Here is a 19,677-nt window from a genome sequence, read left to right on the forward strand (position 1 = left end):
CGTTAGCGGTTGCTGGACATGAATTGTTTGCAGCGCGCCGAAAGCGGGTTTTCAAATACCTGCTGTGGCGATCCTTGCTCTTCGACCAGGCCCTGGTGCAGGAACACCACTTCACTGGACACCTGGCGGGCAAAGCCCATTTCATGGGTGACCAGCAGCATGGTGCGGCCTTCTTCGGCCAGGGCGCGGATCACATTAAGTACTTCCTGAACCATTTCCGGGTCAAGGGCCGATGTGGGCTCGTCGAACAGGATGACTTTGGGCTGCATGGCCAGGGTGCGTGCGATCGCGGCGCGTTGTTGCTGGCCGCCGGACAGTTGCGCGGGGTAGGCATGACGCTTGTCAATGATGCCGACCTTGGCCAGCAAGGCTTCGGCGATTTCAGTGGCTTCGGCCTTGCTCTGGCCGAGCACGCGGCGCGGGGCCTCGATGATGTTGTCGAGGACGCTCATGTGCGGCCACAGGTTAAAGTTTTGAAACACAAAACCGATTTCGCTGCGCAGGCGGTTGATCTGTTTGCCGTCGGCGGCCACCAGTTCGCCGTTTTTCGCAGCCTTGAGCTTGAGCTCTTCACCAGCCACCAGGATTTGCCCCTGGTGCGGGTTTTCCAGCAGGTTGATGCAGCGCAGGAACGTGGACTTGCCGGAACCGGAGGAACCCAGGATCGAGATCACATCGCCGTCGCGGGCGGTCAGCGAGATACCTTTAAGCACCTCCAGCTCACCATAGCGTTTATGCAAGTTGCGGATTTCAAGCGCGGGCGTGGCCTCAGCCATGTGCGGTCCTCATTGTGTTCATTGCGCTCCTGCTGTTGGCCCGCCTTCCTGGCGAGGCGCCAAGCTAGCATAGCGTCCGGATGACAGCCAACAGCCCTGCAGGCGGTAAACAGACGGTCTGCGGCAGGGTGTCGCATCGGCACAGCAGTGTGTCGCGCCATCAACAACCGAACAGCCGTTTGAACCAGTATTCCTACAGGTTTCGCGTAAAAAAGGGCGCGATGGTGCCAGCTTTGGCCGGGTGTTGGAAGGGTTAAACCGGCGAACGGTCCTTATCAGCCCTTTTATGGGGCGTCACGCACAAATTGTGTGTGTTTTTGGTGCACTGATTCGTCTTTCAAGTGAGTCGCACAGTAACGCTATAGCGGAATGCCATTAGTGTCAGTGACTTACGAGAGCTATTGAGTTTCCCTACAGCCCGCGTCAATCGTGGCTCTGTAACATTTTGGCGCAAATCTTGCGTAAAAAATAAAGAACGCCCCGTTGGTTTCTTTTCACGAGAAAGACGCCAGACCGGGTGGACCGTATTCGCAATTCCTCGCAAAGGTGTGTCAATGAGTAGTACGCAAAGCTCCAATGACCTCGAACAGGGGCTCAAACCGCGTCACGTCACCATGCTGTCGATTGCCGGCGTTATCGGTGCCGGGTTGTTTGTGGGCTCCGGCCACGCGATTGCTGCGGCGGGCCCGGCCGTGCTGCTGGCTTATGCCGCCGCCGGTACGCTGGTGGTGTTGGTGATGCGCATGCTGGCCGAGATGGCCGTGGCATCGCCGGACACGGGTTCGTTCTCTACTTATGCCGACCGTGCGATCGGGCACTGGGCCGGTTTCACCATCGGCTGGTTGTACTGGTGGTTCTGGGTGCTGGTGATTCCGCTGGAAGCCAACGCTGCCGCGACCATCCTGCACGCCTGGTTCCCCGGCGTGGCGATCTGGGCCTTCACCCTGATCATTACCTTGCTGCTGACCGCGACCAACCTGTTCAGTGTGAAGAACTACGGCGAGTTCGAGTTCTGGTTTGCGCTGATCAAAGTGGTGGCGATCATCGGGTTTGTGATCCTCGGCATCCTGGCGATCTTCGGCTTCCTGCCGGGCAGTCAGGTCAGCGGCGTTTCGCACCTGTTCGACACCCAGGGCTTCCTGCCCAACGGCATGGGCGCGGTATTGGCGGCGATCCTGACCACCATGTTCTCGTTCATGGGCACCGAGATCGTGACCATCGCGGCCGCTGAATCGAAGAACCCGGGCCAGCAGATTTCCAAGGCCACCAACTCGGTGATCTGGCGGATCGGCTTGTTCTACCTGGTGTCGATCTTCATCGTCGTGGCCCTGGTGCCGTGGAATGATCCTGCGCTGGCAGCGGTCGGTTCCTACCAGACCGTGCTGGAACGCATGGGCATCCCGAATGCCAAGCTGATCGTTGACCTGGTGGTGCTGGTGGCCGTGACCAGTTGCCTGAACTCGGCGCTGTACACCGCTTCGCGCATGATGTTCTCCCTGGGCCGTCGCGGTGATGCACCGGCGGTGTCCAAGATCACCAACAAGAGCGGCACGCCTTACTGGGCGGTGTTGCTGTCTACCGGCGCGGCGTTCCTGGCGGTATTCGCCAACTACGTGGCACCGGCGGCGGTGTTTGAATTCCTGCTGGCCAGCTCCGGCGCCATCGCGCTGCTGGTGTACCTGGTGATCGCCGTGTCGCAACTGCGCATGCGCCAGAAACGCACGGAAGCGGGCGAGAAGATTGCCTTCAAGATGTGGCTGTTCCCGGGCCTGACGTATGCGGTGATCGTGTTCATCGTGGGCGTGCTGACGATCATGTTGTTCCAGGAAGCGCATCAGGTGGAGATCATTGCCACCGGGATCCTGAGCTTGCTGGTAGTTGCGGCGGGGCTGATGGTGTCGCGTCGGCGCAAGGGCCGGAAGGTTGGGGCTGCGGTGCTTAACTGACGGAATGCTTTCGTCGCAATACCGTTGATCAAATGTGGGAGCGGGCTTGCTCGCGAATGCGGTGGATCAGTCGACATTTGAGCTGACTGACACACTGCCTTCGCGAGCAAGCCCGCTCCCACATTTCGTTTTGTATCAGCCTTCGGAGCTAACAAGCGCCTGTGACGCCGCGACGTAATCGGCCTGGAATTCCGGCGATTCAATCCACGCCAGCGCTGCCGCTTCATCCTCGGTATCCGTGGCCCACTGGCGATACTCGATCAGCGCCGCGAGGATAAAGTCCGTCGCTTCTTCTTCGCCTTCCTGCTCCAGTACCACTGCCAGCAGCGGGTGCGCCAGGAACACGGCACACAGCGCCTGCTGGCTGGTTTCGCCAGCGGTGCGCATCTCCAGGAACAGCTCGGTCAAATCCACCGATTCAAGATCAATGCGGCTGTCATCGCCGGCAAAGGCATCCGGCTTGGTGGCGACGGCGCGTTGGGTGCGATTCTGCTTGGCCTTGGCTTTTGCCCGGTGGGCGCGTTTTTGCTGCTTGTTCGGCGAAGCCATGGGCTCACGTCCTTGGTGTCAGGATCTGGGGGTGGGGTATTGAAGCGCAGGTCTGGAGAAATCCCAAGGCTTTCTAGGTGCGATCCGTCACTTGGCGCCCCGGCGTGCCGTTGGCCAACTCTCCCCGTTGCAGCCAAGCCAATGCAATCGGCCACAACCGATCCTGATACTGGCTGCGAAAGAATGCGAAGTGTCCGACCTCTTTTTCGCCGATATCTTCAGGCGCGATTCGCAGATGCGTGCGCTCGCTGCCGTCGAAGTAACCCAGCAGGCGTTCGATTGCTGCGACGGTACCAAACGGATCGTCGGTAATGCTGATCGCCAATATCTGTGCCTTCACCCGCGAAAACGGCAACTCGGGCAAGGCTCGCCCACTCGGACGTTTTTCATAACTCGGCGTCGGCGTACTCCAGTCGCGTACCACGCCCGCCGGGGTATCCTCCAGCCAGCCTATGCGTTTGCCCGGGAAGTAGCCAAAAACCGCTGTCACCAGCGGCATCACCACATGCCATTTGGCAAGCATCCGCCAGCGCCCGCTCGCCTCGTAGTCGCGCCAGTAGGCAAACTGCGCGCCTACCGTCACCAGGCGCCGAATCACCGCGCCGGAAGCCCCGAGCCCCGCCGCACATCCGCCAAAACTGTGCCCGACCACATCAATCGGTTGGCCGGCAAACTCCCGCTGGGCCCGCTGCAGGATCGCTTCGAAGTCCAGCACGCCCCAATCGGACCACGAGGCCTTGAACCCTTTCAGCGAGCCGCTGCGGGATTCGCCGATGCCGCGGTAGTCGTAGGTGATGACGTCGAAGCCATTGGCAAACAGGTAATCGGCAAACCGTGAGTAGTGACGGCAGCGTACGGAGGTGGCGGCGTTGATGATGACGACCGGGCGTTCAACGTCTGTGCGCGGATGGCGCCATGTGAAGCCGCCGATGGAATGCCCATCGGCTGTGGGCTCGCGGAATGCTTCGGCTTGAGGTCGGACTGGCAGGTTCATGAACAGGCTCGATCATTGCGCTTTCGATGGGGGGTCAAAGGCCCGTGCGCAGTTTTATGAGAAGTCGAAACTAACAAATTTCTGCTATGAAGACCCCGGGGATTTTTCTGAGGCTCGACCTGAGCGGCACAGATGCCTAGGCTTAGACCCTTTCGCCCACCAGAGCCGGCCCATGACCCGCGACACCCTCGAACAAAACCAGATCCCGATCTACTTCGCCAGCGTGGTGCTGGCTGCCGTTGTCGGCCTGCTGGCGCCCTCCATGTCTCAAGGTGTGGCCGCCCTGGTTACGCCCGCCATCGCCGTGCTGATGTACGCGATGTTCCTGCAAATCCCCTTTCTGGACCTGCGCCAGGGGCTGGGCAACAAACACTTCATGGCCGCGTTGCTGCTGGCCAACTTCATCCTGATTCCGCTGCTGGTGTGGGCGCTGACTCGGGGCCTGGTGGAACACCCGGCGATCCTGGTGGGTGCGTTGCTGGTGCTGTTGACGCCGTGCATCGACTACGTGGTGGTGTTTACCCATATCGGCAAGGGTGACTCGCGGTTGATGCTGGCGGCGACCCCGATTCTGTTGTTGCTGCAACTGCTGCTGTTGCCGGTCTACCTGGGGTTGATGCTGGGGGCGCAGTCGCAGGTGGTGGTTGCAGTGGGGCCGTTTGTCGAGGCCTTCCTGCTGCTGATCGTTGCCCCCATGATTCTGGCGGTGCTGACCACTTCCCTGTCCCGGCGCTCACCGGTCGTCAGTGCCTGGAACGATGCCTGGGCCTGGCTGCCCGTGCCGGCCATGGCGCTGGTGCTGATGGTGGTGATCGGTTCGCAGATCACCGCCGTGGTCCGCGATATCGGCCTGCTGGCGCCGGTGATCCCGGTGTATATCGGCTTCCTGTTGCTGGCCCCGCTGATGGGGGCGCTGGCTTCGTGCCTGTTCAAGCTATCGGCGCCCACGGCGCGGGCGGTCACCTTCAGCGCCTCCACGCGTAATTCCCTGGTGGTGCTGCCGCTGGCGCTGGCGTTGCCCGAAGAGATCCGCGGGCTCGCTGCTGCAGCGGTGATCACGCAAACCCTGGTGGAATTGGTAGGGGAGCTACTCTATATCCGCCTGCTGCCGCTGCTGATCTGGCCCGCTCGTCGTTAGGTGGATGAATGTTTGATTCCGTTCAGGGCTTATTCAGGGTGGCGTTCGGCAACATGAGCCGGTTTACCCCACCTGACAGGCTGAATAATGGATCAACACAATCGCTTTCGAATGGAATCGCTGGGTATTTTCCTCATCGCCCTGCTGCTGTTCACCCTGGGCATCTGGGACCAGCAGCCACAGGGCTTCGACGGCCGCTGGGCCGTGTTCATGCAAGAAATGTTTCGCCACGGCGCGAGCCTGTTTCCTACCACCTACGGTGAGCCTTACCCGGACTATCCGGGCACCGCGACCTACCTGAGCTACCTCTTTGCCCGTTTATTCGGCGCGCCCAACGACCTGGCTAACGTGATGCCCACCGCCCTGGCGTCTGCCGGGGTCATGGCGCTGATCTACCGCTTGCTGGTGCCGTCGGGCCGGGCGTGGGCGCTGCTGACGGTGCTGCTCACCGCATTGACTGCCCAGTTGCTGGAGAAGTCGCGCTCGGTGTGCCTGGACCAGATGATCTCGTTGTTGTGCCTGGGGTGTTTCTACCTGCTGCATACCGGTGAGCGCCTGGGCTCGCGGCTGCGCCAATATGCGATCTTTCCGTTGTTCGTGGTGGCGTTTGCCATTCGCGGGCCGCTGGGGTTGATCGAGGTGTGCGGGGTGGCCTGTGTCTACTGGGCGCTGGGCACCGCTCGTACGCGGCAAGAGCGGATTGCACTGCTGAAAAAGGTGATTGCCCACGGCGTGGTCGGTTTGATCCTGCTGGCCGGCTGTTGGTGGGCGCTGTTGAAACTGGCGCGGATCAGCGGGGGCGATGCTTTCGTCGATGATGTGCTGCGGATGCAATTCACCGGGCGCCTTGATGAAACCGGTGAGGCGTTCTACTTCTACTTCAAGCTGAGCCTGTACCGCTATTTCCCGGTGGTGCCGCTGGCCCTGGCGACGATGATTGCCCTGCGCCACAAATGGTCGGCCCGCCACGACGATGCCGATGTGCAGTTGATGCTGCGCTTGGCCGCCTGCGGCCTGATGATTTTGCTGGGCTTGTCGGTGCCGCACTTCAAGCGCGCCTATTACATCGTGCCCATGGTCCCGATGTTTGCCGCGGTGGCCGCCTATGGCTTGCTCCAGGCCCAGGGCTGGTTGCTGGGCGTGCGGCGTGGCTATGAGTGGCTGGTGGCGGTCCTGCCGGTGCTGGGCATTGTCGTGGTGTTTGTCTGTCGGCATCTGTGGCACAAGCACGGCTACTGGCCGGACGTTTCAGTGCCGGCGCTGGTGGGTGTGCTGATCGTGCTGCAACTCGCAGCCGTGATTGCCTGGCGCCGTTTGCAGGGCAATCTCGGCCAGCGCCTGGTGGTGCTCAGCCTGATTGCGCTGGCCACCCAATGGCTGGTGCTGGTGAAGGTTGTGGAGCCGGCCAAGGACCTGCAATTCGACACCAGGAACTTCGTAAGCGCGGTGGAAAAGCTGCGTGCCGATAATCCCGGGACCCTGGTGTTCGTCGATCTGGCCAAGGACACCTGGGCGATTCGCTACATCATGAACCTGGATCACGACGAGCAGCCGCTGTTCATCGGGCGCAACCAACCCTTGCTGGTGGATACGCTGCCGCGCCCCGCCTGGGTGATTGTGGAGCGCAAGCAAACCGCATTGCTCAGCGGCACGCCGCTGGAACACATGGCGCCGGTGTTCAATGGGCGGTTGAATGACAACCCGCTGCTGGTGTTCCTGGTGAAGTGACTCAGTCGCCTTGACATGCTTGTCGGTGGTGACGCCGACGAGAGTGGCGATCACTGGGGAATTAAGGATGGATCAATGGGGTCGGAATGAGGTGTTGATAACCGGCGCTTTGGATCGTCTTACTGTATGGTCGCCGCCTGGATGACCGGTTGGTCTGATTGGAGCGCTTTGCAGCCTGCCGCAAAACAGGCGCCTGCTAGGCTTGGGTACTTTCGTGGTGATGAGTTTGGGTGCGACATGGAAGCAGTAAAAATGGATTTTGAGTATGCCGGTGCCGAGAGCGTCGGTAGTGCCCACGTGATCGGCCGTTCCTGGCTTGGCGGCCTCAGCATCTGTTTTGACGGAGGCTGCAGCTACCCCTCGATGATCAGCGTGCTGGAGGCTGTGTTCAGGCGCTACGGACGCCTGGTGCGTTTTGGCGAGTCGCTCTCGGCGCAGGATTGGATTGCGCGCGTGGAGGAGAGTGGTTTTCACATCTCCGAGCAGGAGCGGGTTGCGGTGTTGACGTTGATGCGGGGCGGTGGCTGAAGGAGTCAAAAACGCCAGGCAACAAAAAACCCGCACCAGGCGGGTTTTTTGTGTGTTTCAGATGACGTTTGCACCACCTGAAACTAATTAGTGGTGCCCAGAGACGGAATCGAACCGCCGACACGGGGATTTTCAATCCCCTGCTCTACCGACTGAGCTATCTGGGCAACGGGGCGCATTAAACGGGTTTTTCAGGGGGTCGTCAAGCAAGTTTTCAAAAAATATTTAATTATTACCGTCGCTTACGGGCCAACCCCCAATTTTGATCAATTATTCAGCAGGTGGCACGTAGCCGTCGGCCTTGGCGTAATCCTCGCCGGAAAAGTACTTGTCCATCTCGCCCTGCAGGTATTTGCGGTCTTCGGCGTTCATCATGTTCAGGCGCTTTTCGTTGATCAACAGGGTCTGGTGCTTTTGCCAGTCAGCCCAGGCCTTGGCGGAGACGTTGTCGAAAATGTCCTGGCCCTTGGCGCCAGGGAACGGGGCGCGCTCGAGGGCGGGCAGTTCTTCGTGGTACTTGCGGCAGATGATGGTGCGGGTCATGACGGAACTCCTGCGTTCAATACTTCAGCCGCGCGCTTCAGCAGTTTTTTCACCGGGGCGGCAAGGCCCAGGCGCGGCGGGGTGGCGAGGTTATACCAGAGCCAGTCAGCCTCGGCCACGTGATGGGCAGACTCCTGGACCTGGACCAGCCAGGGTTCGATAGCCAGTTGGAAGTGGCTGAAGGTGTGGATCAGGCTCGGCAGCTCCTGGTGTTTGCCCAGCGCCAGCGAGTGCTGGTTGGCCAGGTGTTCCAGGTCGGCCAGGTCATCCAGCTCCGGCAGGCTCCACAAACCGCCCCACAGGCCTGTGGAGGGGCGACGGTAAAGCAGGATCGCGCCCTCGCCATTGGCCAGCATCGGCATCAGCGTGCGCTTCTGGGGCACGGTCTTGCGTGGCTTGGGGATCGGGTAGCGGGTTTCCAGGCCGAGCAGGTGCGCTTCGCAGCCCTTTTCCAGCGGGCACAGCAGGCAGCTGGGCTTGCTGCGGGTGCAGAGGGTGGCGCCCATGTCCATCATGGCCTGGGTGTAGGCGTTGACGCGGTCATGGGGCGTAAAGCGCTCTGCGGTGGCCCACAGCTGTTTGGCGACCTTCGGCTCGCCCGGGTAACCCTCTTGCGCGGTAAAGCGCGCCAGCACGCGTTTGACGTTGCCATCGAGGATCGGCGCTCGCAGGCCCATGCTCAGGCTGGCAATCGCACCCGCGGTGGACAGGCCAATGCCGGGCAGTTCGGTGAGTTTTTCGACGTCACGGGGAAACTCGCCGCCATATTCGGCAACGACGATCTTCGCGGTCTTTTGCAGGTTGCGCGCCCGGGTGTAGTAACCCAGCCCGGTCCACAGGTGCAGCACTTCGTCTTCCGGCGCGGCAGCCAGGGCTTCGACCGTTGGCAAGGACGCCATGAACCGGTCGAAGTAGTTCAGCACGGTGCTGACCTGGGTCTGCTGCAACATGATCTCCGAGACCCACACCCGGTAAGGCGTGATGCCCTGTTGCCAGGGCAGGTCATGGCGACCGTGGCGGTCGTACCAGTCGAGCACCGCCGTTGAAAACTGCTCGTTTCTCATCGTTTGAACAGGCCTTTAAGCGCGTCTTTCAGCTGTGGATTGACCTTGTCGAGCTTCTGTTCAAGCTTCTCGCTGAGCTTGTTGCCCGCCGCCTTGATGGCGACCTGGCTCAAGCCGTCCTTGTCCAGGCGGCAGGCCTTGGCGCCCAGTTCCAGCGGGCCACGGCAGCGCAGCGGGACTTCGATGTTCTGGAAGTTGGAGCCCACCTGGCAAGCCGGGTCCGGCACGTCGCGCTGGTCGCCTTCGACGATGATGCCGACGCGGTAGTCCATGCCCAGCACGCGCAGGTCGACGTCACCGTCGCCGTTGACGGTCAGGCCCGGGATGCGCACTTTCAGGTCGGGGTTGCTGGCCACGCCATTGCGGAAGGTCAGGTTGCCCTTGAGTTCCTGGAACGGGGTGTCCTTGCCGCGCTGGTCGCCGCTGAGGGTCTTGCGGTTGAGCAGGGCGATGCCGGTGCACAGCTGTTGCTCGATGTTGGCGTTGAGCAGCACGCCGTTGTTGATCGCGAAGCTGGCGGTACCGTTGAGGCTGTCGATCAGGGCTTTCTGGCTATTGCCGCGGCCGTTGAGGTTGCTGTCGAGGGTGAGCTGGCCCTTCACCGGCGGGTTCTGCCCCTGGGCTTGCAGGATGCGTTCGACCGGTACCTGCTTGATTCGGGTTTGCAGCGCCAGCAGCGGGATGTCCTGGCGCACGTCAAGGTTGCCGTTGGCCTGGAAGGTGCCGTTGTAGAGGCCGCCGCTCAAGGTATCGAGCTTGAGCTGGCCATCGAGGCCGGAGGCTTTCAGGGCGGCATTCTGGATCGGCAGCTTGCTCAGGGTCAGTTGGCCAAAGGACAGGTCGGCGTTTACGTCCAGGGTGCGCAGGCGGGTCAGCGGCAGCAGCTTGTCGGTACTCCACGCGGCTTTGGTCGGGGCGTCCGGCAACGGTGTGGTGCCACCGGCCGCCATGGCGCCGGCTTCGCTGTTCTGCACTTCAGCCTGGCGCGCGGCCGCAGCGCCCTTGGCGGCTTCGGACTTGGCCGGCAGGTAGTTGTCGGCGTTGAACGTATCGGCCTTGAGCTGCACCCGCAGGGATTGCCTGGCGAAATCATCCACGGCCACGCGACCGGTGAAGGTGCTGTCGTCGAGTTTCAGGTTGAGGTCTTCAAGCGCCAGGCTGGTCGGCGTGCCCTTGAGGCGGCTGACCAGTTCGACCTTGCTCAGGCTGCCGGCGGCCATCGGTGGCAGCGGGTTGCCGACGCTGTCGAGGAACTTGGCCAGGTCAAACTGGGCAATCGACAGGGCGCCGCTGAGCTGTGGAGTCTTGTCCAGGTCGTTGACCTTCAGCTCGCCCAGGGCGCGCAGTTGGTTCAGCGACAGCTTCATGCCGGTCCATTCGGCGATATTCGCAGACTGGTCCACCAGCAATTGGCCCTGGGTCGAAAAGGTCACAGTCTTGCCTTGCAGCGGCTCGCCGGTGGCTTCACCAGTGACCTTCATGTCTTCGAACTGGTAGCGCTTGAGGGCGCGCTGAATGCGCAGGTTGCCATTGACCTCGGTCTTGACGCGCATCAGCGGCTGGTTGGTGCCGAAGAACGCGGTGAGTTTGACCGGGATGCTTGCACCTTCGTGCACGGCGCCGGCACTCAGCTGGATGCTTTCGGCGCTGAACTGCTTGCCGGTCTGCTCGTCGTTGTATTCGACGCGGGCGTTGTTGATGGTCAGGCTGTCGATGTCCAGGCGGATCGGCTGCGGCGGCTTTTCAGGCTTGGGCGGTGTGGCCGCTTCAGCCACGGCAGGCGTGGTGGCGGCGGTAGCCGGGTCCGGCACATTCTTGCCGATGTCTTCCCAGTTGCCGTGGCCATGCACGTCTTTGTTCAGGCGCAGGTTCAGGCCTTCGACACGTACATCGCTCATCTGCACTTCACGGCGCAGCAGCGGCAGCACGCGCACCGACAGGCCGAGCATCTGCAGATCGGCAAACGGTTGGCTCGGATTGGTCAGGGTCGCAACGCTGGCCTCGTGCAATTCAAGACCGAGCCAGGGGAACAGGCTCCAGCCGATGTCGCCATTGAGCGTCAGCTCGATGTGGGCCTTGTCGCGGGCAATCTGGCGAATCTCGTCTTTGTAGTCGTTGGGATCGAAGAGATGGGTCAGGGCAAAGCCTAGAGCCACAATGATCAGCAACAGCCCGAGAAGTACCAGACCCAGGATTTTGCCGAACGCTTTCATGGGCGAGTCCTTGTATGTCGATTTTAAAATTTAGCCGAAGAGTATAACGCTCGTAGCCCTATGGCTGTTTAGGGATCGTTACATGGCGTCAAACAAATCAGATAACTCCAGAAAGGTGATATCAGTTTGGTTTTTCTGTCATCCACAGATGCTAATCTGCGCATGTTCGTCTGCCGTCTGCGACTAAACGTCGCGTTTAAAAGGAGCTTTACTCAACAAAACGGCCACGCCTTGCGTGTAAGGCCGAGGGAGAGAGCGCCCGACGGACACATACTAATAACTGGGGGAAACACCAATGAGCACTAGCACTGCGGCGGGTAATACTGCTGCACAGCCTGCGTTCCTGTCCAAGGAACGCATTATCGCCAAGCCCGGGTTCAACCGTTGGCTGGTACCACCGGCCGCCCTGGCGATCCACCTGTGTATCGGCATGGCCTACGGTTTTTCGGTGTTCTGGCTGCCGTTGTCCAAGGCGCTGGGGATCACCGCACCGGTCGCCTGCGCGCCGGACATGAGCTTCATCAGCCAGGTCTTCTCGTCGCAATGCGACTGGCCCATCTCCATGCTGGGCTGGATCTACACCCTGTTCTTCATCTTCCTCGGCTGCTCCGCGGCGATCTGGGGCGGCTGGCTGGAACACGCCGGGCCACGCAAGGCTGGTGTCGTTTCGGCCTTGTGCTGGTGTGGCGGCCTGCTGATCTCTGCGTTGGGGATCTATACCCACCAGATCTGGCTGATGTGGATCGGCTCCGGGGTCATTGGCGGTATCGGCCTGGGCCTGGGCTATATCTCGCCGGTCTCGACCCTGATCAAGTGGTTCCCGGACAAGCGCGGCATGGCCACCGGCATGGCGATCATGGGCTTCGGCGGCGGCGCGATGGTGGGTGCCCCGCTGGCAGCCGCCTTGATGGGCCACTTTGCCTCGCCGACCAGCGTTGGCGTGTGGCAGAGCTTCGTGGTCATGGCCGTGATCTACTTCGTGTTCATGATCGGCGGCGCCTTGTCCTACCGTGTTCCGCCTACCGGCTGGAAGCCTGAGGGCTGGACTGCCCCGGCGAAAAAAGCCAGCAATGCGATGATCACCCACCGTCACGTGCACGTGAACGTGGCCTGGAAAACCCCGCAATTCCGCCTGGTGTGGCTGGTGCTGTGCCTGAACGTGTCTGCCGGCATCGGCATCCTCGGCATGGCTTCGCCGCTGCTGCAGGAAGTGTTCGGCGGCAAGTTGCTGGGTAACGGCCTGGCATTTGGCCAACTGGATGCCGGCCAACTGGCTTCCATCGCGGCCATCGCAGCCGGCTTTACCGGTCTGTTGAGCCTGTTCAACATCGGTGGCCGGTTCTTCTGGGCATCGTTCTCCGACTACCTGGGCCGTAAAAACACCTACTTCGTGTTCTTCGCCCTGGGCTTTGCCCTGTACGCGTTGATCCCGAACCTGGGTCACCTGGGTAACGTCGCGCTTTTCGTGGCGGCGTTCTGCATCATCCTGTCGATGTACGGCGGTGGTTTTGCGACGGTGCCGGCTTACCTGGCGGACCTGTTCGGTACGCAAATGGTGGGTGCGATCCACGGTCGCCTGCTGACCGCTTGGGCGGCGGCGGGCGTACTGGGTCCGGTGCTGGTGAACTACCTGCGTGAGTATCAGTTGAGCATCGGCGTTGAACGCGCTGCCGCCTACGACATCACCTTGTACATCCTCGCCGGCCTGCTGGTGCTGGGCTTTATCTGCAACCTGCTGGTCCGGCCGGTGGCAGACAAGTACTTCATGACCGACGCCGAACTGGCTGCCGAGCAGGCGCTGGGCCATGACAAGGGCGCCGATTCCAGCACCGTGCTGGAGTGGAAAGCCTCCTCCGGCAGCGTGCCATTGGCGGTTGCCGCCTGGCTGGCGGTGGGCATTCCGTTGGCGTGGGGCGTGTGGGTCACCCTGCAGAAAACCGCAGTCCTGTTCCACTAACACCGCGTAACCCTTGTGGGAGCGGGCTTGTGTGGGAGCGGGCTTGCTCGCGAATGCGATGGATCAGTCAGCACATGTATTGGCTGACCCACCGCCTTCGCGAGCAAGCCCGCTCACACACAAAGCTGCTCCCACACTTGTACTGACATGTCTATCCCCGACACTCCATCAGTCTTATCCCCTCCGATGTTTCTGTTTAGCGCCCGCGCCCCTATAATGGCTGCCTTTTTCGCCCAATGATTTTGCGGAGCTGGTGATGGCCGAACGTAAGGCGTCCGTCGAGCGCGACACTCTGGAAACCCAGATCAAAGCCTCGATCAACCTGGATGGCACCGGAAAGGCCCGATTTGATATCGGTGTACCTTTTCTTGAGCACATGCTGGACCAGATCGCCCGTCACGGGCTGATCGACCTGGATATCGTCAGCAAGGGCGACCTGCATATCGACGACCACCACACGGTGGAAGACGTCGGTATCACGTTGGGCCAGGCATTTGCCAAAGCCATCGGCGACAAGAAAGGCATCCGTCGCTACGGCCACGCCTATGTCCCGCTGGATGAAGCGCTGTCGCGTGTGGTCATCGACTTCTCCGGCCGCCCGGGCCTGCAGATGCACGTGCCGTACACCCGCGCCACCGTGGGCGGCTTCGACGTCGACCTGTTCCAGGAATTCTTCCAGGGTTTCGTCAACCACGCCCTGGTCAGCCTGCACATCGACAACCTGCGTGGCACCAACACCCACCACCAGATCGAGACCGTGTTCAAGGCTTTCGGCCGTGCCCTGCGCATGGCCGTGGAGCTGGATGACCGCATGGCCGGGCAAATGCCGTCGACCAAGGGCGTCCTGTAATGCAGACGGTCGCGGTTATCGACTACGGCATGGGTAACCTGCACTCGGTGGCCAAGGCCCTCGAGCACGTAGGTGCCGGCAAGGTGCTGATCACCAGCGATGCCGACGTGATTCGCGAAGCCGACCGGGTAGTGTTCCCGGGGGTTGGCGCGATTCGCGACTGCATGGCCGAGATTCGTCGCCTGGGCTTCGACAGCCTGGTGCGTGAAGTCAGCCAGGACCGGCCGTTCCTCGGCATCTGCGTGGGCATGCAAGCCTTGCTCGACAGCAGTGAAGAGAACGACGGCGTCGACTGCATCGGTCTGTTTCCGGGCCAGGTGAAGTTTTTCGGCAAGGACCTGCACGAAGACGGCGAGCACCTGAAGGTGCCGCACATGGGCTGGAACGAAGTGCGCCAGACCGTGGATCACCCGCTGTGGCACGAAGTGCCGGACCTGGCGCGTTTCTATTTCGTACACAGCTATTACATCGCCGCCGGTAACCCGCGCCAGGTGGTGGGTGGCGGGCACTATGGCGTCGACTTCGCCGCGGCCCTGGCCGACGGTTCGCGCTTTGCCGTGCAATTCCACCCGGAGAAGAGCCATACCCATGGCCTGCAATTGCTGCAGAACTTCGCCGCGTGGGACGGGCGCTGGTAATGGCCAAGAAGGTCAAGCCGCCGATCTTGAACCTCACTCCCCAGCAGGAGAGTGAGGCCACCGACAAGATCAAGCGTTTCATGGAAGACCGCTTCGAGCTCAAGCTCGGCTCGTTCGAGGTCGCAGAAATCCTCGAACTGTTCACCACTGAAATTGCTCCGCACTATTACAACAGGGCGATTTTCGATGTGCAGACGCACCTTAAAGAAAGGTTCGAAAGCATCGAAAGCGACTTGTGGGCGCTCGAGAAACCCTGATTTCCCGAGCAACGCTGAATATCGAATAAGGTTTGCCAGATGCTGATTATTCCCGCAATCGATCTCAAGGACGGCGCCTGCGTACGTCTGCGCCAGGGCCGCATGGAAGATTCCACGGTGTTCTCCGATGACCCGGTGAGCATGGCTGCCAAGTGGGTGGAAGGCGGTTGCCGTCGTCTGCATCTGGTGGACTTGAACGGTGCGTTCGAAGGCCAGCCGGTCAACGGTGAAGTGGTGACGGCGATCGCCAAGCGCTACCCGAACCTGCCGATCCAGATCGGCGGCGGCATCCGCTCCCTGGAAACCATCGAACACTACGTGAAAGCAGGCGTGAGCTACGTGATCATCGGCACCAAGGCCGTGAAAGACCCGGCCTTCGTCGCCGAAGCGTGCCGTGCGTTCCCCGGCAAAGTGATCGTGGGCCTGGACGCCAAGGACGGTTTCGTCGCCACCGACGGCTGGGCCGAGATCAGCACCGTCCAGGTGATCGACCTCGCCAAGCAGTTTGAAGCCGACGGCGTCTCCGCCATCGTTTATACCGACATCGCCAAAGACGGCATGATGCAGGGCTGCAACGTACCGTTCACCGCTGCGCTGGCTGCGGCCACCAAGATCCCGGTGATCGCTTCCGGCGGTATCCACAACCTGGGCGACATCAAGTCGCTGCTGGACGCGAAGGCGCCGGGGATCATCGGCGCGATCACCGGCCGGGCGATCTATGAAGGCACCCTGGACGTCGCTGAAGCCCAGGCTTACTGCGACGCCTACAACGGCTGAGGACTGACCATGGCGCTGGCCAAACGCATCATCCCTTGCCTGGACGTCGACAACGGTCGCGTGGTCAAGGGCGTCAAGTTCGAGAACATCCGTGACGCCGGCGACCCGGTGGAGATCGCCCGTCGCTACGACGAACAGGGCGCCGACGAGATTACCTTTCTCGACATCACCGCCAGCGTCGATGGTCGCGACACCACGCTGCATACCGTGGAGCGCATGGCCAGCCAGGTGTTTATCCCGCTGACCGTGGGCGGTGGCGTGCGTACCGTGCAGGACATTCGCAACCTGCTGAATGCCGGCGCGGACAAGGTTTCGATCAACACCGCGGCGGTGTTCAACCCGGAATTTGTCGGCGAAGCCGCACAGCACTTCGGTTCGCAATGCATCGTGGTTGCCATCGACGCCAAGAAAGTCTCCGGCCCGGGCGAAACCCCGCGCTGGGAGATCTTCACCCACGGCGGGCGCAAGCCGACCGGGCTGGATGCCGTGCAGTGGGCGATGAAGATGGAAGCCCTGGGTGCCGGTGAAATCCTGCTGACCAGCATGGACCAGGACGGCATGAAAAACGGCTTCGACCTGGGCGTGACCCGCGCCATCAGCGACGCACTGGGCATCCCGGTGATTGCTTCCGGCGGCGTCGGCAACCTGCAGCACCTGGCCGACGGCGTGATCGAAGGCCACGCCAGCGCAGTGCTGGCGGCGAGTATTTTCCACTTTGGCGAATACACCGTGCCTGAGGCCAAGGCCTACATGGCGGCGCGCGGTATCGTCGTACGCTAAACGTCACTGGACACCATGGCAGGCTCGCGGCACTCTCTGGGCTTGCCATGGATTCCGGTAACTTTCATGTTCAAAGACCTGCTGCTCGCCCTCGCCAGTACCACCGTTCTGCTGACGGGTTCGGCTTACGCTGATGAACCGTCCGACGGCGCTTCCCTGGTGTTGCTGACGGAAAACTTCCCGCCGTACAACATGGCGAAAAACGGCAAGAACTTCGCCAAGGAAGAGAACATCGAAGGCATTGCCGTGGACATCGTCCGCGAGACGTTCCAGCGTGCCGGTATTTCCTACAACCTGACCCTGCGGTTCCCTTGGGACCGGATCTACAAACTCGCCCTGGAAAAACCCGGTTACGGCGTGTTCGTGATGGCGCGCTTGCCGGACCGTGAGGCGCTGTTCAAATGGGTCGGCCCCATCGGCCCGGACGATTGGGTGCTGCTGGCCAAGGCTGACAGCAAGATCCAGCTGAGCGACCTTGAGCAGGCGCGGCGCTACAAGATCGGCGCCTACAAGGGCGACGCCATCGCCGAGAGCCTGGAGAAGCAGGGGCTCAAGCCGGTAATCGTGTTGCGGGATCAGGACAACGCGAAAAAGCTGGTGGATGGCCAGATCGACCTGTGGGCCACCGGGGACCCGGCGGGCCGTTATCTGGCACGCCAGGTCGGGGTGACCGGGCTCAAGACTGTGTTGCGTTTCAACAGCGCGGAGCTGTACCTGGCGCTGAACAAAAACGTGCCGGATGACGTAGTGGCGAAACTCCAGGCGGCCCTCGATCAGTTACGGCAGGAGGGTGTCGTCGATGAAATCATGGGGCGTTATCTCTAGGTTGTTTTCTGTGGGCTCGGGCACCGCTGCTGGTACTTCCTCTGGCTCCTCAACAGCAGTAACCGCCGCTTCAGGTTGCAGCAGCTCGCTGAAGTAGACGTTATCTCCGCTGGCATAGGTCAGGGTTGGCCCGAGCTGGCTGCCGTCAGCCCGCAATAGCTCGTATCGGCTTTTGACCAGGTAGGCAGCGATGGATTTATTCGCCGGGATGTAAGCCATCACATCCGCCACGCCCTCCCGTTCCCAGCCTTGTGCGGTCAAGCCCGTATGCGTGAAGTCGCGATTGAGGTTGGCACTGATACTCAACGGATGCCGGGGTGCCCAGGCAGCCTTTATATCGACGCCGGTCAAGGAGCGCAGGCCCATGGAGAAGTCACTGATCTCTCCTTTTGCGAATACCCAACTGAAGGTTTGGCTTGCTGGCGTGGTGTTTTGACCGCTGGCCACCAAGCTGTACTGGTCGATTCTTTTCAACCGATATACCGGGCAGGTTTGCAGTTTTTCCAGGGGCGTCAGGGTCGGGTCGTTCACGGTAAACCAGGGCAGTTCGCACACATGAATGCCCTCTGTTACCTGCTCCGGCATCGTGCGTCCTGGTGCCATTTCGGGTGAAAGTGGCGGCAAATCTTCGGAATGAAGCGCAAGGTCCAGCCGCAGGGCGTGCACCGGGCGTTGCCTGGTTGGCTTGGCATAGCCCTCGGCGCCGGTAAAGGTGCCCGGTGCCAGGTAGGCTTGGCCAGGAGCTGCTTGCGACGGGGAGACACCCCAGGCGCTGAAGTCCCGGTGGGCGCCGCTGCCTTGGTCGCTCCAGATCAACTGGTCGACATAGGCCTGAGTCACCAGGTCTTCTCTGACACAGCGGATGGTATTGCGTGGTGGTTTGTCGTTACCGAGGCCACAGACCAGCCCCATCGCCACATAACCTTCTGGAGCGGTGGGCCGCCAGATTGAGAAATTGGCGCGTGCCCTTGGTCCCGAGTGTTCCCAGACTCTCTCGAAGTCGACGGGGGGCCGCAAGGCGGTGCCATTCTCCCGGTCAACTTCGCTGACAACAGCGACGATGTTCAGTTGATTGATGTTGTGGTAACCCGCCACCGCCACATCACCCAGCGGGACGAAGTTGCCCAGCGCGTCGGAGGATGTGCTCGGGCGCCAGAAGGTCACGGGTTTCTCGGCGCGAGTGCCTTTGTCGTTCCATACAGGAACGAACTCGGTGGTGAAGTTGATCAGCAGGTCTTTGTATTGCAGTGAGTTCATCTACAGACTCTCCAGTGGATACGAAGATCCACTATCGAAGAGTCCGCTCGGTCAGGCGCGGTAGCTATATAGCACTAGCGGTAAGTGCCGTTTTTTCCGTGGCCGGCCATGGCCTGGTTGCTGCGCAGGCTGATCATCAACTTGATGTCGATCCACTCGACGCCCTGGGCCTTGAGCTTGGGCAGCTCACGTTCGAGTACCGCCAGGGTCTGTGGATAAGGGTGGCCGATCATCACCGCCGACCCCTGTTTGTGGGCCAGCTTGATCGCGGTCTGCAGCTGGGTGGTGATGGCCGCTTCGGTGCGTTCGTCGTCGAGGAACACATCCCGCGAGACGCTGGCCAGGCCAATCTTTTGCGCCTCGGCGGCGGCGACGGTTTTAGCGCTGGTGCGGCTGTCGACGAAGAACTTGTGGCGTCGTTGCAGCTCACCCATCAACCAGGCCATGGCCTCCGGCTGGGCGGTCATGCGACTGCCCATGTGGTTGTTGATTCCGGCGGTGTAGGGCACTGCCTTGAAGGCCGCGTCCAGGCGTTTGCCGAGCTCTTCGATAGGCAGGTCGGGGTGCCAGGCGAACGGGCCGGTGGCCGGGTCCATGGGCATGTGCAGGATGACGATCTTGCCGGCCTTGTGGGCTTCGCGGGCGAATTCGGCGGCGTGGGGTGTGTCGGGCATGATCGCCGTGGTCACCGGGCCGGGCAGGGCGAGCACACGACGATCCCGGGGCAGGTTTTGCCCAAGGTCGTCGATGATCAGGGTCAGGTAGGCTTTGTGTTCAGCGGGGGCTGCACTGGCGGGGTTGCCTTGGGCAACTCCCGCCAGACAGCACAGCAAAGCGATGATCAGTCCACGGCGCAT

Annotated in this window: 19 protein-coding genes and 1 tRNA gene; 11 read left to right on the forward strand and 9 right to left on the reverse strand. The window is 61.4% G+C overall.

The window, feature by feature from the left end; all coding sequences use genetic code 11:
- Positions 1–2: 2 nt before the first annotated feature.
- Positions 3–776, reverse strand: coding sequence for an ABC transporter ATP-binding protein (locus HYE77_RS21480; RefSeq protein WP_134325578.1), 774 nt, complete (start codon positions 774–776; stop codon positions 3–5).
- 554 nt (positions 777–1,330) lie between these two features.
- Between HYE77_RS21480 and gabP the strand changes: the two genes are divergently transcribed.
- Positions 1,331–2,722, forward strand: coding sequence for a GABA permease (gene gabP, locus HYE77_RS21485; protein ID WP_003218057.1), 1,392 nt, complete (start codon positions 1,331–1,333; stop codon positions 2,720–2,722).
- 135 nt (positions 2,723–2,857) lie between these two features.
- Here the strand turns inward: gabP and HYE77_RS21490 are convergent, their stop codons facing one another.
- Together HYE77_RS21490 and HYE77_RS21495 are read right to left on the reverse strand one after the other, a co-directional pair.
- Positions 2,858–3,271: a hypothetical protein gene (locus HYE77_RS21490; RefSeq protein WP_134325579.1), complete on the reverse strand. Its 414-nt coding sequence runs from the start codon at positions 3,269–3,271 to the stop codon at positions 2,858–2,860.
- Between the two features lie 73 nt (positions 3,272–3,344).
- The gene (locus tag HYE77_RS21495) at positions 3,345–4,265 is read right to left on the reverse strand and encodes an alpha/beta fold hydrolase (protein WP_102604466.1); all 921 of its coding nucleotides are present in this window, start codon (positions 4,263–4,265) and stop codon (positions 3,345–3,347) included.
- A 172-nt stretch (positions 4,266–4,437) separates the two neighbouring features.
- Between HYE77_RS21495 and HYE77_RS21500 the strand changes: the two genes are divergently transcribed.
- The 3 genes from HYE77_RS21500 (at position 4,438) to HYE77_RS21510 (ending at position 7,659) form a co-directional block, all read left to right on the forward strand.
- Positions 4,438–5,403 (forward strand): arsenic resistance protein, encoded by a 966-nt coding sequence (locus tag HYE77_RS21500; protein WP_177069299.1) that lies wholly within the window; start codon positions 4,438–4,440, stop codon positions 5,401–5,403.
- Between the two features lie 87 nt (positions 5,404–5,490).
- On the forward strand, positions 5,491–7,131 hold the full coding sequence (locus tag HYE77_RS21505; RefSeq protein WP_177069300.1) for a glycosyltransferase family 39 protein: 1,641 nt from the start codon (positions 5,491–5,493) through the stop codon (positions 7,129–7,131).
- Positions 7,132–7,383: 252 nt separating this feature from the next.
- Positions 7,384–7,659, forward strand: coding sequence for a hypothetical protein (locus HYE77_RS21510; RefSeq protein WP_008435692.1), 276 nt, complete (start codon positions 7,384–7,386; stop codon positions 7,657–7,659).
- Between the two features lie 91 nt (positions 7,660–7,750).
- On the opposite strand, the gene HYE77_RS21515 is transcribed toward HYE77_RS21510, so the two are convergent.
- The 4 genes from HYE77_RS21515 to HYE77_RS21530 form a co-directional block, all read right to left on the reverse strand.
- Positions 7,751–7,826 (reverse strand) — tRNA-Phe (locus HYE77_RS21515).
- Positions 7,827–7,929: 103 nt separating this feature from the next.
- Complete coding sequence (locus HYE77_RS21520; protein WP_087693327.1) at positions 7,930–8,202, reverse strand: oxidative damage protection protein; 273 nt, start codon at positions 8,200–8,202, stop codon at positions 7,930–7,932.
- Positions 8,199–9,266: an A/G-specific adenine glycosylase gene (mutY, locus tag HYE77_RS21525; RefSeq protein WP_008435691.1), complete on the reverse strand. Its 1,068-nt coding sequence runs from the start codon at positions 9,264–9,266 to the stop codon at positions 8,199–8,201. Before mutY ends, HYE77_RS21520 begins: the two co-directional genes overlap by 4 nt.
- Positions 9,263–11,479 (reverse strand): AsmA family protein, encoded by a 2,217-nt coding sequence (locus HYE77_RS21530; RefSeq protein ID WP_177040782.1) that lies wholly within the window; start codon positions 11,477–11,479, stop codon positions 9,263–9,265. Before HYE77_RS21530 ends, mutY begins: the two co-directional genes overlap by 4 nt.
- Before the next feature lie 295 nt (positions 11,480–11,774).
- On the opposite strand from HYE77_RS21530, the gene HYE77_RS21535 reads away from it, so the two are divergent.
- The 7 genes from HYE77_RS21535 to HYE77_RS21565 all read left to right on the forward strand — a co-directional run bounded on the left by HYE77_RS21535 (position 11,775) and on the right by HYE77_RS21565 (position 17,563).
- Positions 11,775–13,436, forward strand: coding sequence for an OFA family MFS transporter (locus tag HYE77_RS21535; RefSeq protein ID WP_003218039.1), 1,662 nt, complete (start codon positions 11,775–11,777; stop codon positions 13,434–13,436).
- A gap of 256 nt (positions 13,437–13,692) precedes the next feature.
- A complete protein-coding gene (gene hisB / locus HYE77_RS21540; RefSeq protein WP_003218037.1) occupies positions 13,693–14,286 on the forward strand; it encodes an imidazoleglycerol-phosphate dehydratase HisB in 594 nt (197 codons plus the stop codon).
- The gene (gene hisH, locus HYE77_RS21545; RefSeq protein ID WP_003218034.1) at positions 14,286–14,924 is read left to right on the forward strand and encodes an imidazole glycerol phosphate synthase subunit HisH; all 639 of its coding nucleotides are present in this window, start codon (positions 14,286–14,288) and stop codon (positions 14,922–14,924) included. The genes hisB and hisH overlap by 1 nt, the downstream gene beginning before the upstream one ends.
- Positions 14,924–15,181 (forward strand): DUF2164 domain-containing protein, encoded by a 258-nt coding sequence (locus HYE77_RS21550; RefSeq protein WP_003218033.1) that lies wholly within the window; start codon positions 14,924–14,926, stop codon positions 15,179–15,181. Before hisH ends, HYE77_RS21550 begins: the two co-directional genes overlap by 1 nt.
- A 39-nt stretch (positions 15,182–15,220) precedes the next feature.
- Positions 15,221–15,958 carry a 1-(5-phosphoribosyl)-5-[(5-phosphoribosylamino)methylideneamino]imidazole-4-carboxamide isomerase gene (gene hisA / locus HYE77_RS21555; protein ID WP_003187784.1) on the forward strand — a complete coding sequence of 246 codons (738 nt, stop codon included), beginning with the start codon at positions 15,221–15,223 and terminating at the stop codon, positions 15,956–15,958.
- Positions 15,959–15,967: 9 nt separating this feature from the next.
- Complete coding sequence (hisF, locus tag HYE77_RS21560) at positions 15,968–16,738, forward strand: imidazole glycerol phosphate synthase subunit HisF (protein WP_003218030.1); 771 nt, start codon at positions 15,968–15,970, stop codon at positions 16,736–16,738.
- A gap of 66 nt (positions 16,739–16,804) precedes the next feature.
- On the forward strand, positions 16,805–17,563 hold the full coding sequence (locus HYE77_RS21565; RefSeq protein WP_003218028.1) for an ABC transporter substrate-binding protein: 759 nt from the start codon (positions 16,805–16,807) through the stop codon (positions 17,561–17,563).
- On the opposite strand, the gene HYE77_RS21570 is transcribed toward HYE77_RS21565, so the two are convergent.
- Positions 17,516–18,820, reverse strand: coding sequence for a Vps62-related protein (locus HYE77_RS21570; protein WP_177069301.1), 1,305 nt, complete (start codon positions 18,818–18,820; stop codon positions 17,516–17,518). The genes HYE77_RS21565 and HYE77_RS21570 overlap by 48 nt on opposite strands.
- 74 nt (positions 18,821–18,894) lie before the next feature.
- Positions 18,895–19,677: a divergent polysaccharide deacetylase family protein gene (locus HYE77_RS21575; protein ID WP_008435686.1), complete on the reverse strand. Its 783-nt coding sequence runs from the start codon at positions 19,675–19,677 to the stop codon at positions 18,895–18,897.

The sequence above is a fragment of the Pseudomonas sp. IPO3774 genome, assembly GCF_013386835.1.
GTDB lineage: Bacteria > Pseudomonadota > Gammaproteobacteria > Pseudomonadales > Pseudomonadaceae > Aquipseudomonas.

Bases quoted from the DNA above. Each gene is read 5' to 3' on its own strand.
- HYE77_RS21490 (WP_134325579.1), bottom strand. From the start codon at position 3,271: ATGGCTTCGCCGAACAAGCAGCAAAAACGCGCCCACCGGGCAAAAGCC.
- HYE77_RS21565 (WP_003218028.1), top strand. From the start codon at position 16,805: ATGTTCAAAGACCTGCTGCTCGCCCTCGCCAGTACCACCGTTCTGCTG.
- hisF (WP_003218030.1), top strand. From the start codon at position 15,968: ATGGCGCTGGCCAAACGCATCATCCCTTGCCTGGACGTCGACAACGGT.
- hisA (WP_003187784.1), top strand. From the start codon at position 15,221: ATGCTGATTATTCCCGCAATCGATCTCAAGGACGGCGCCTGCGTACGT.
- HYE77_RS21575 (WP_008435686.1), bottom strand. From the start codon at position 19,677: ATGCGCCGTGGACTGATCATCGCTTTGCTGTGCTGTCTGGCGGGAGTT.
- HYE77_RS21495 (WP_102604466.1), bottom strand. From the start codon at position 4,265: ATGAACCTGCCAGTCCGACCTCAAGCCGAAGCATTCCGCGAGCCCACA.
- HYE77_RS21480 (WP_134325578.1), bottom strand. From the start codon at position 776: ATGGCTGAGGCCACGCCCGCGCTTGAAATCCGCAACTTGCATAAACGC.
- gabP (WP_003218057.1), top strand. From the start codon at position 1,331: ATGAGTAGTACGCAAAGCTCCAATGACCTCGAACAGGGGCTCAAACCG.
- HYE77_RS21570 (WP_177069301.1), bottom strand. From the start codon at position 18,820: ATGAACTCACTGCAATACAAAGACCTGCTGATCAACTTCACCACCGAG.
- HYE77_RS21550 (WP_003218033.1), top strand. From the start codon at position 14,924: ATGGCCAAGAAGGTCAAGCCGCCGATCTTGAACCTCACTCCCCAGCAG.
- HYE77_RS21530 (WP_177040782.1), bottom strand. From the start codon at position 11,479: ATGAAAGCGTTCGGCAAAATCCTGGGTCTGGTACTTCTCGGGCTGTTG.
- hisH (WP_003218034.1), top strand. From the start codon at position 14,286: ATGCAGACGGTCGCGGTTATCGACTACGGCATGGGTAACCTGCACTCG.
- HYE77_RS21500 (WP_177069299.1), top strand. From the start codon at position 4,438: ATGACCCGCGACACCCTCGAACAAAACCAGATCCCGATCTACTTCGCC.
- hisB (WP_003218037.1), top strand. From the start codon at position 13,693: ATGGCCGAACGTAAGGCGTCCGTCGAGCGCGACACTCTGGAAACCCAG.
- mutY (WP_008435691.1), bottom strand. From the start codon at position 9,266: ATGAGAAACGAGCAGTTTTCAACGGCGGTGCTCGACTGGTACGACCGC.
- HYE77_RS21535 (WP_003218039.1), top strand. From the start codon at position 11,775: ATGAGCACTAGCACTGCGGCGGGTAATACTGCTGCACAGCCTGCGTTC.
- HYE77_RS21505 (WP_177069300.1), top strand. From the start codon at position 5,491: ATGGATCAACACAATCGCTTTCGAATGGAATCGCTGGGTATTTTCCTC.
- HYE77_RS21510 (WP_008435692.1), top strand. From the start codon at position 7,384: ATGGATTTTGAGTATGCCGGTGCCGAGAGCGTCGGTAGTGCCCACGTG.
- HYE77_RS21520 (WP_087693327.1), bottom strand. From the start codon at position 8,202: ATGACCCGCACCATCATCTGCCGCAAGTACCACGAAGAACTGCCCGCC.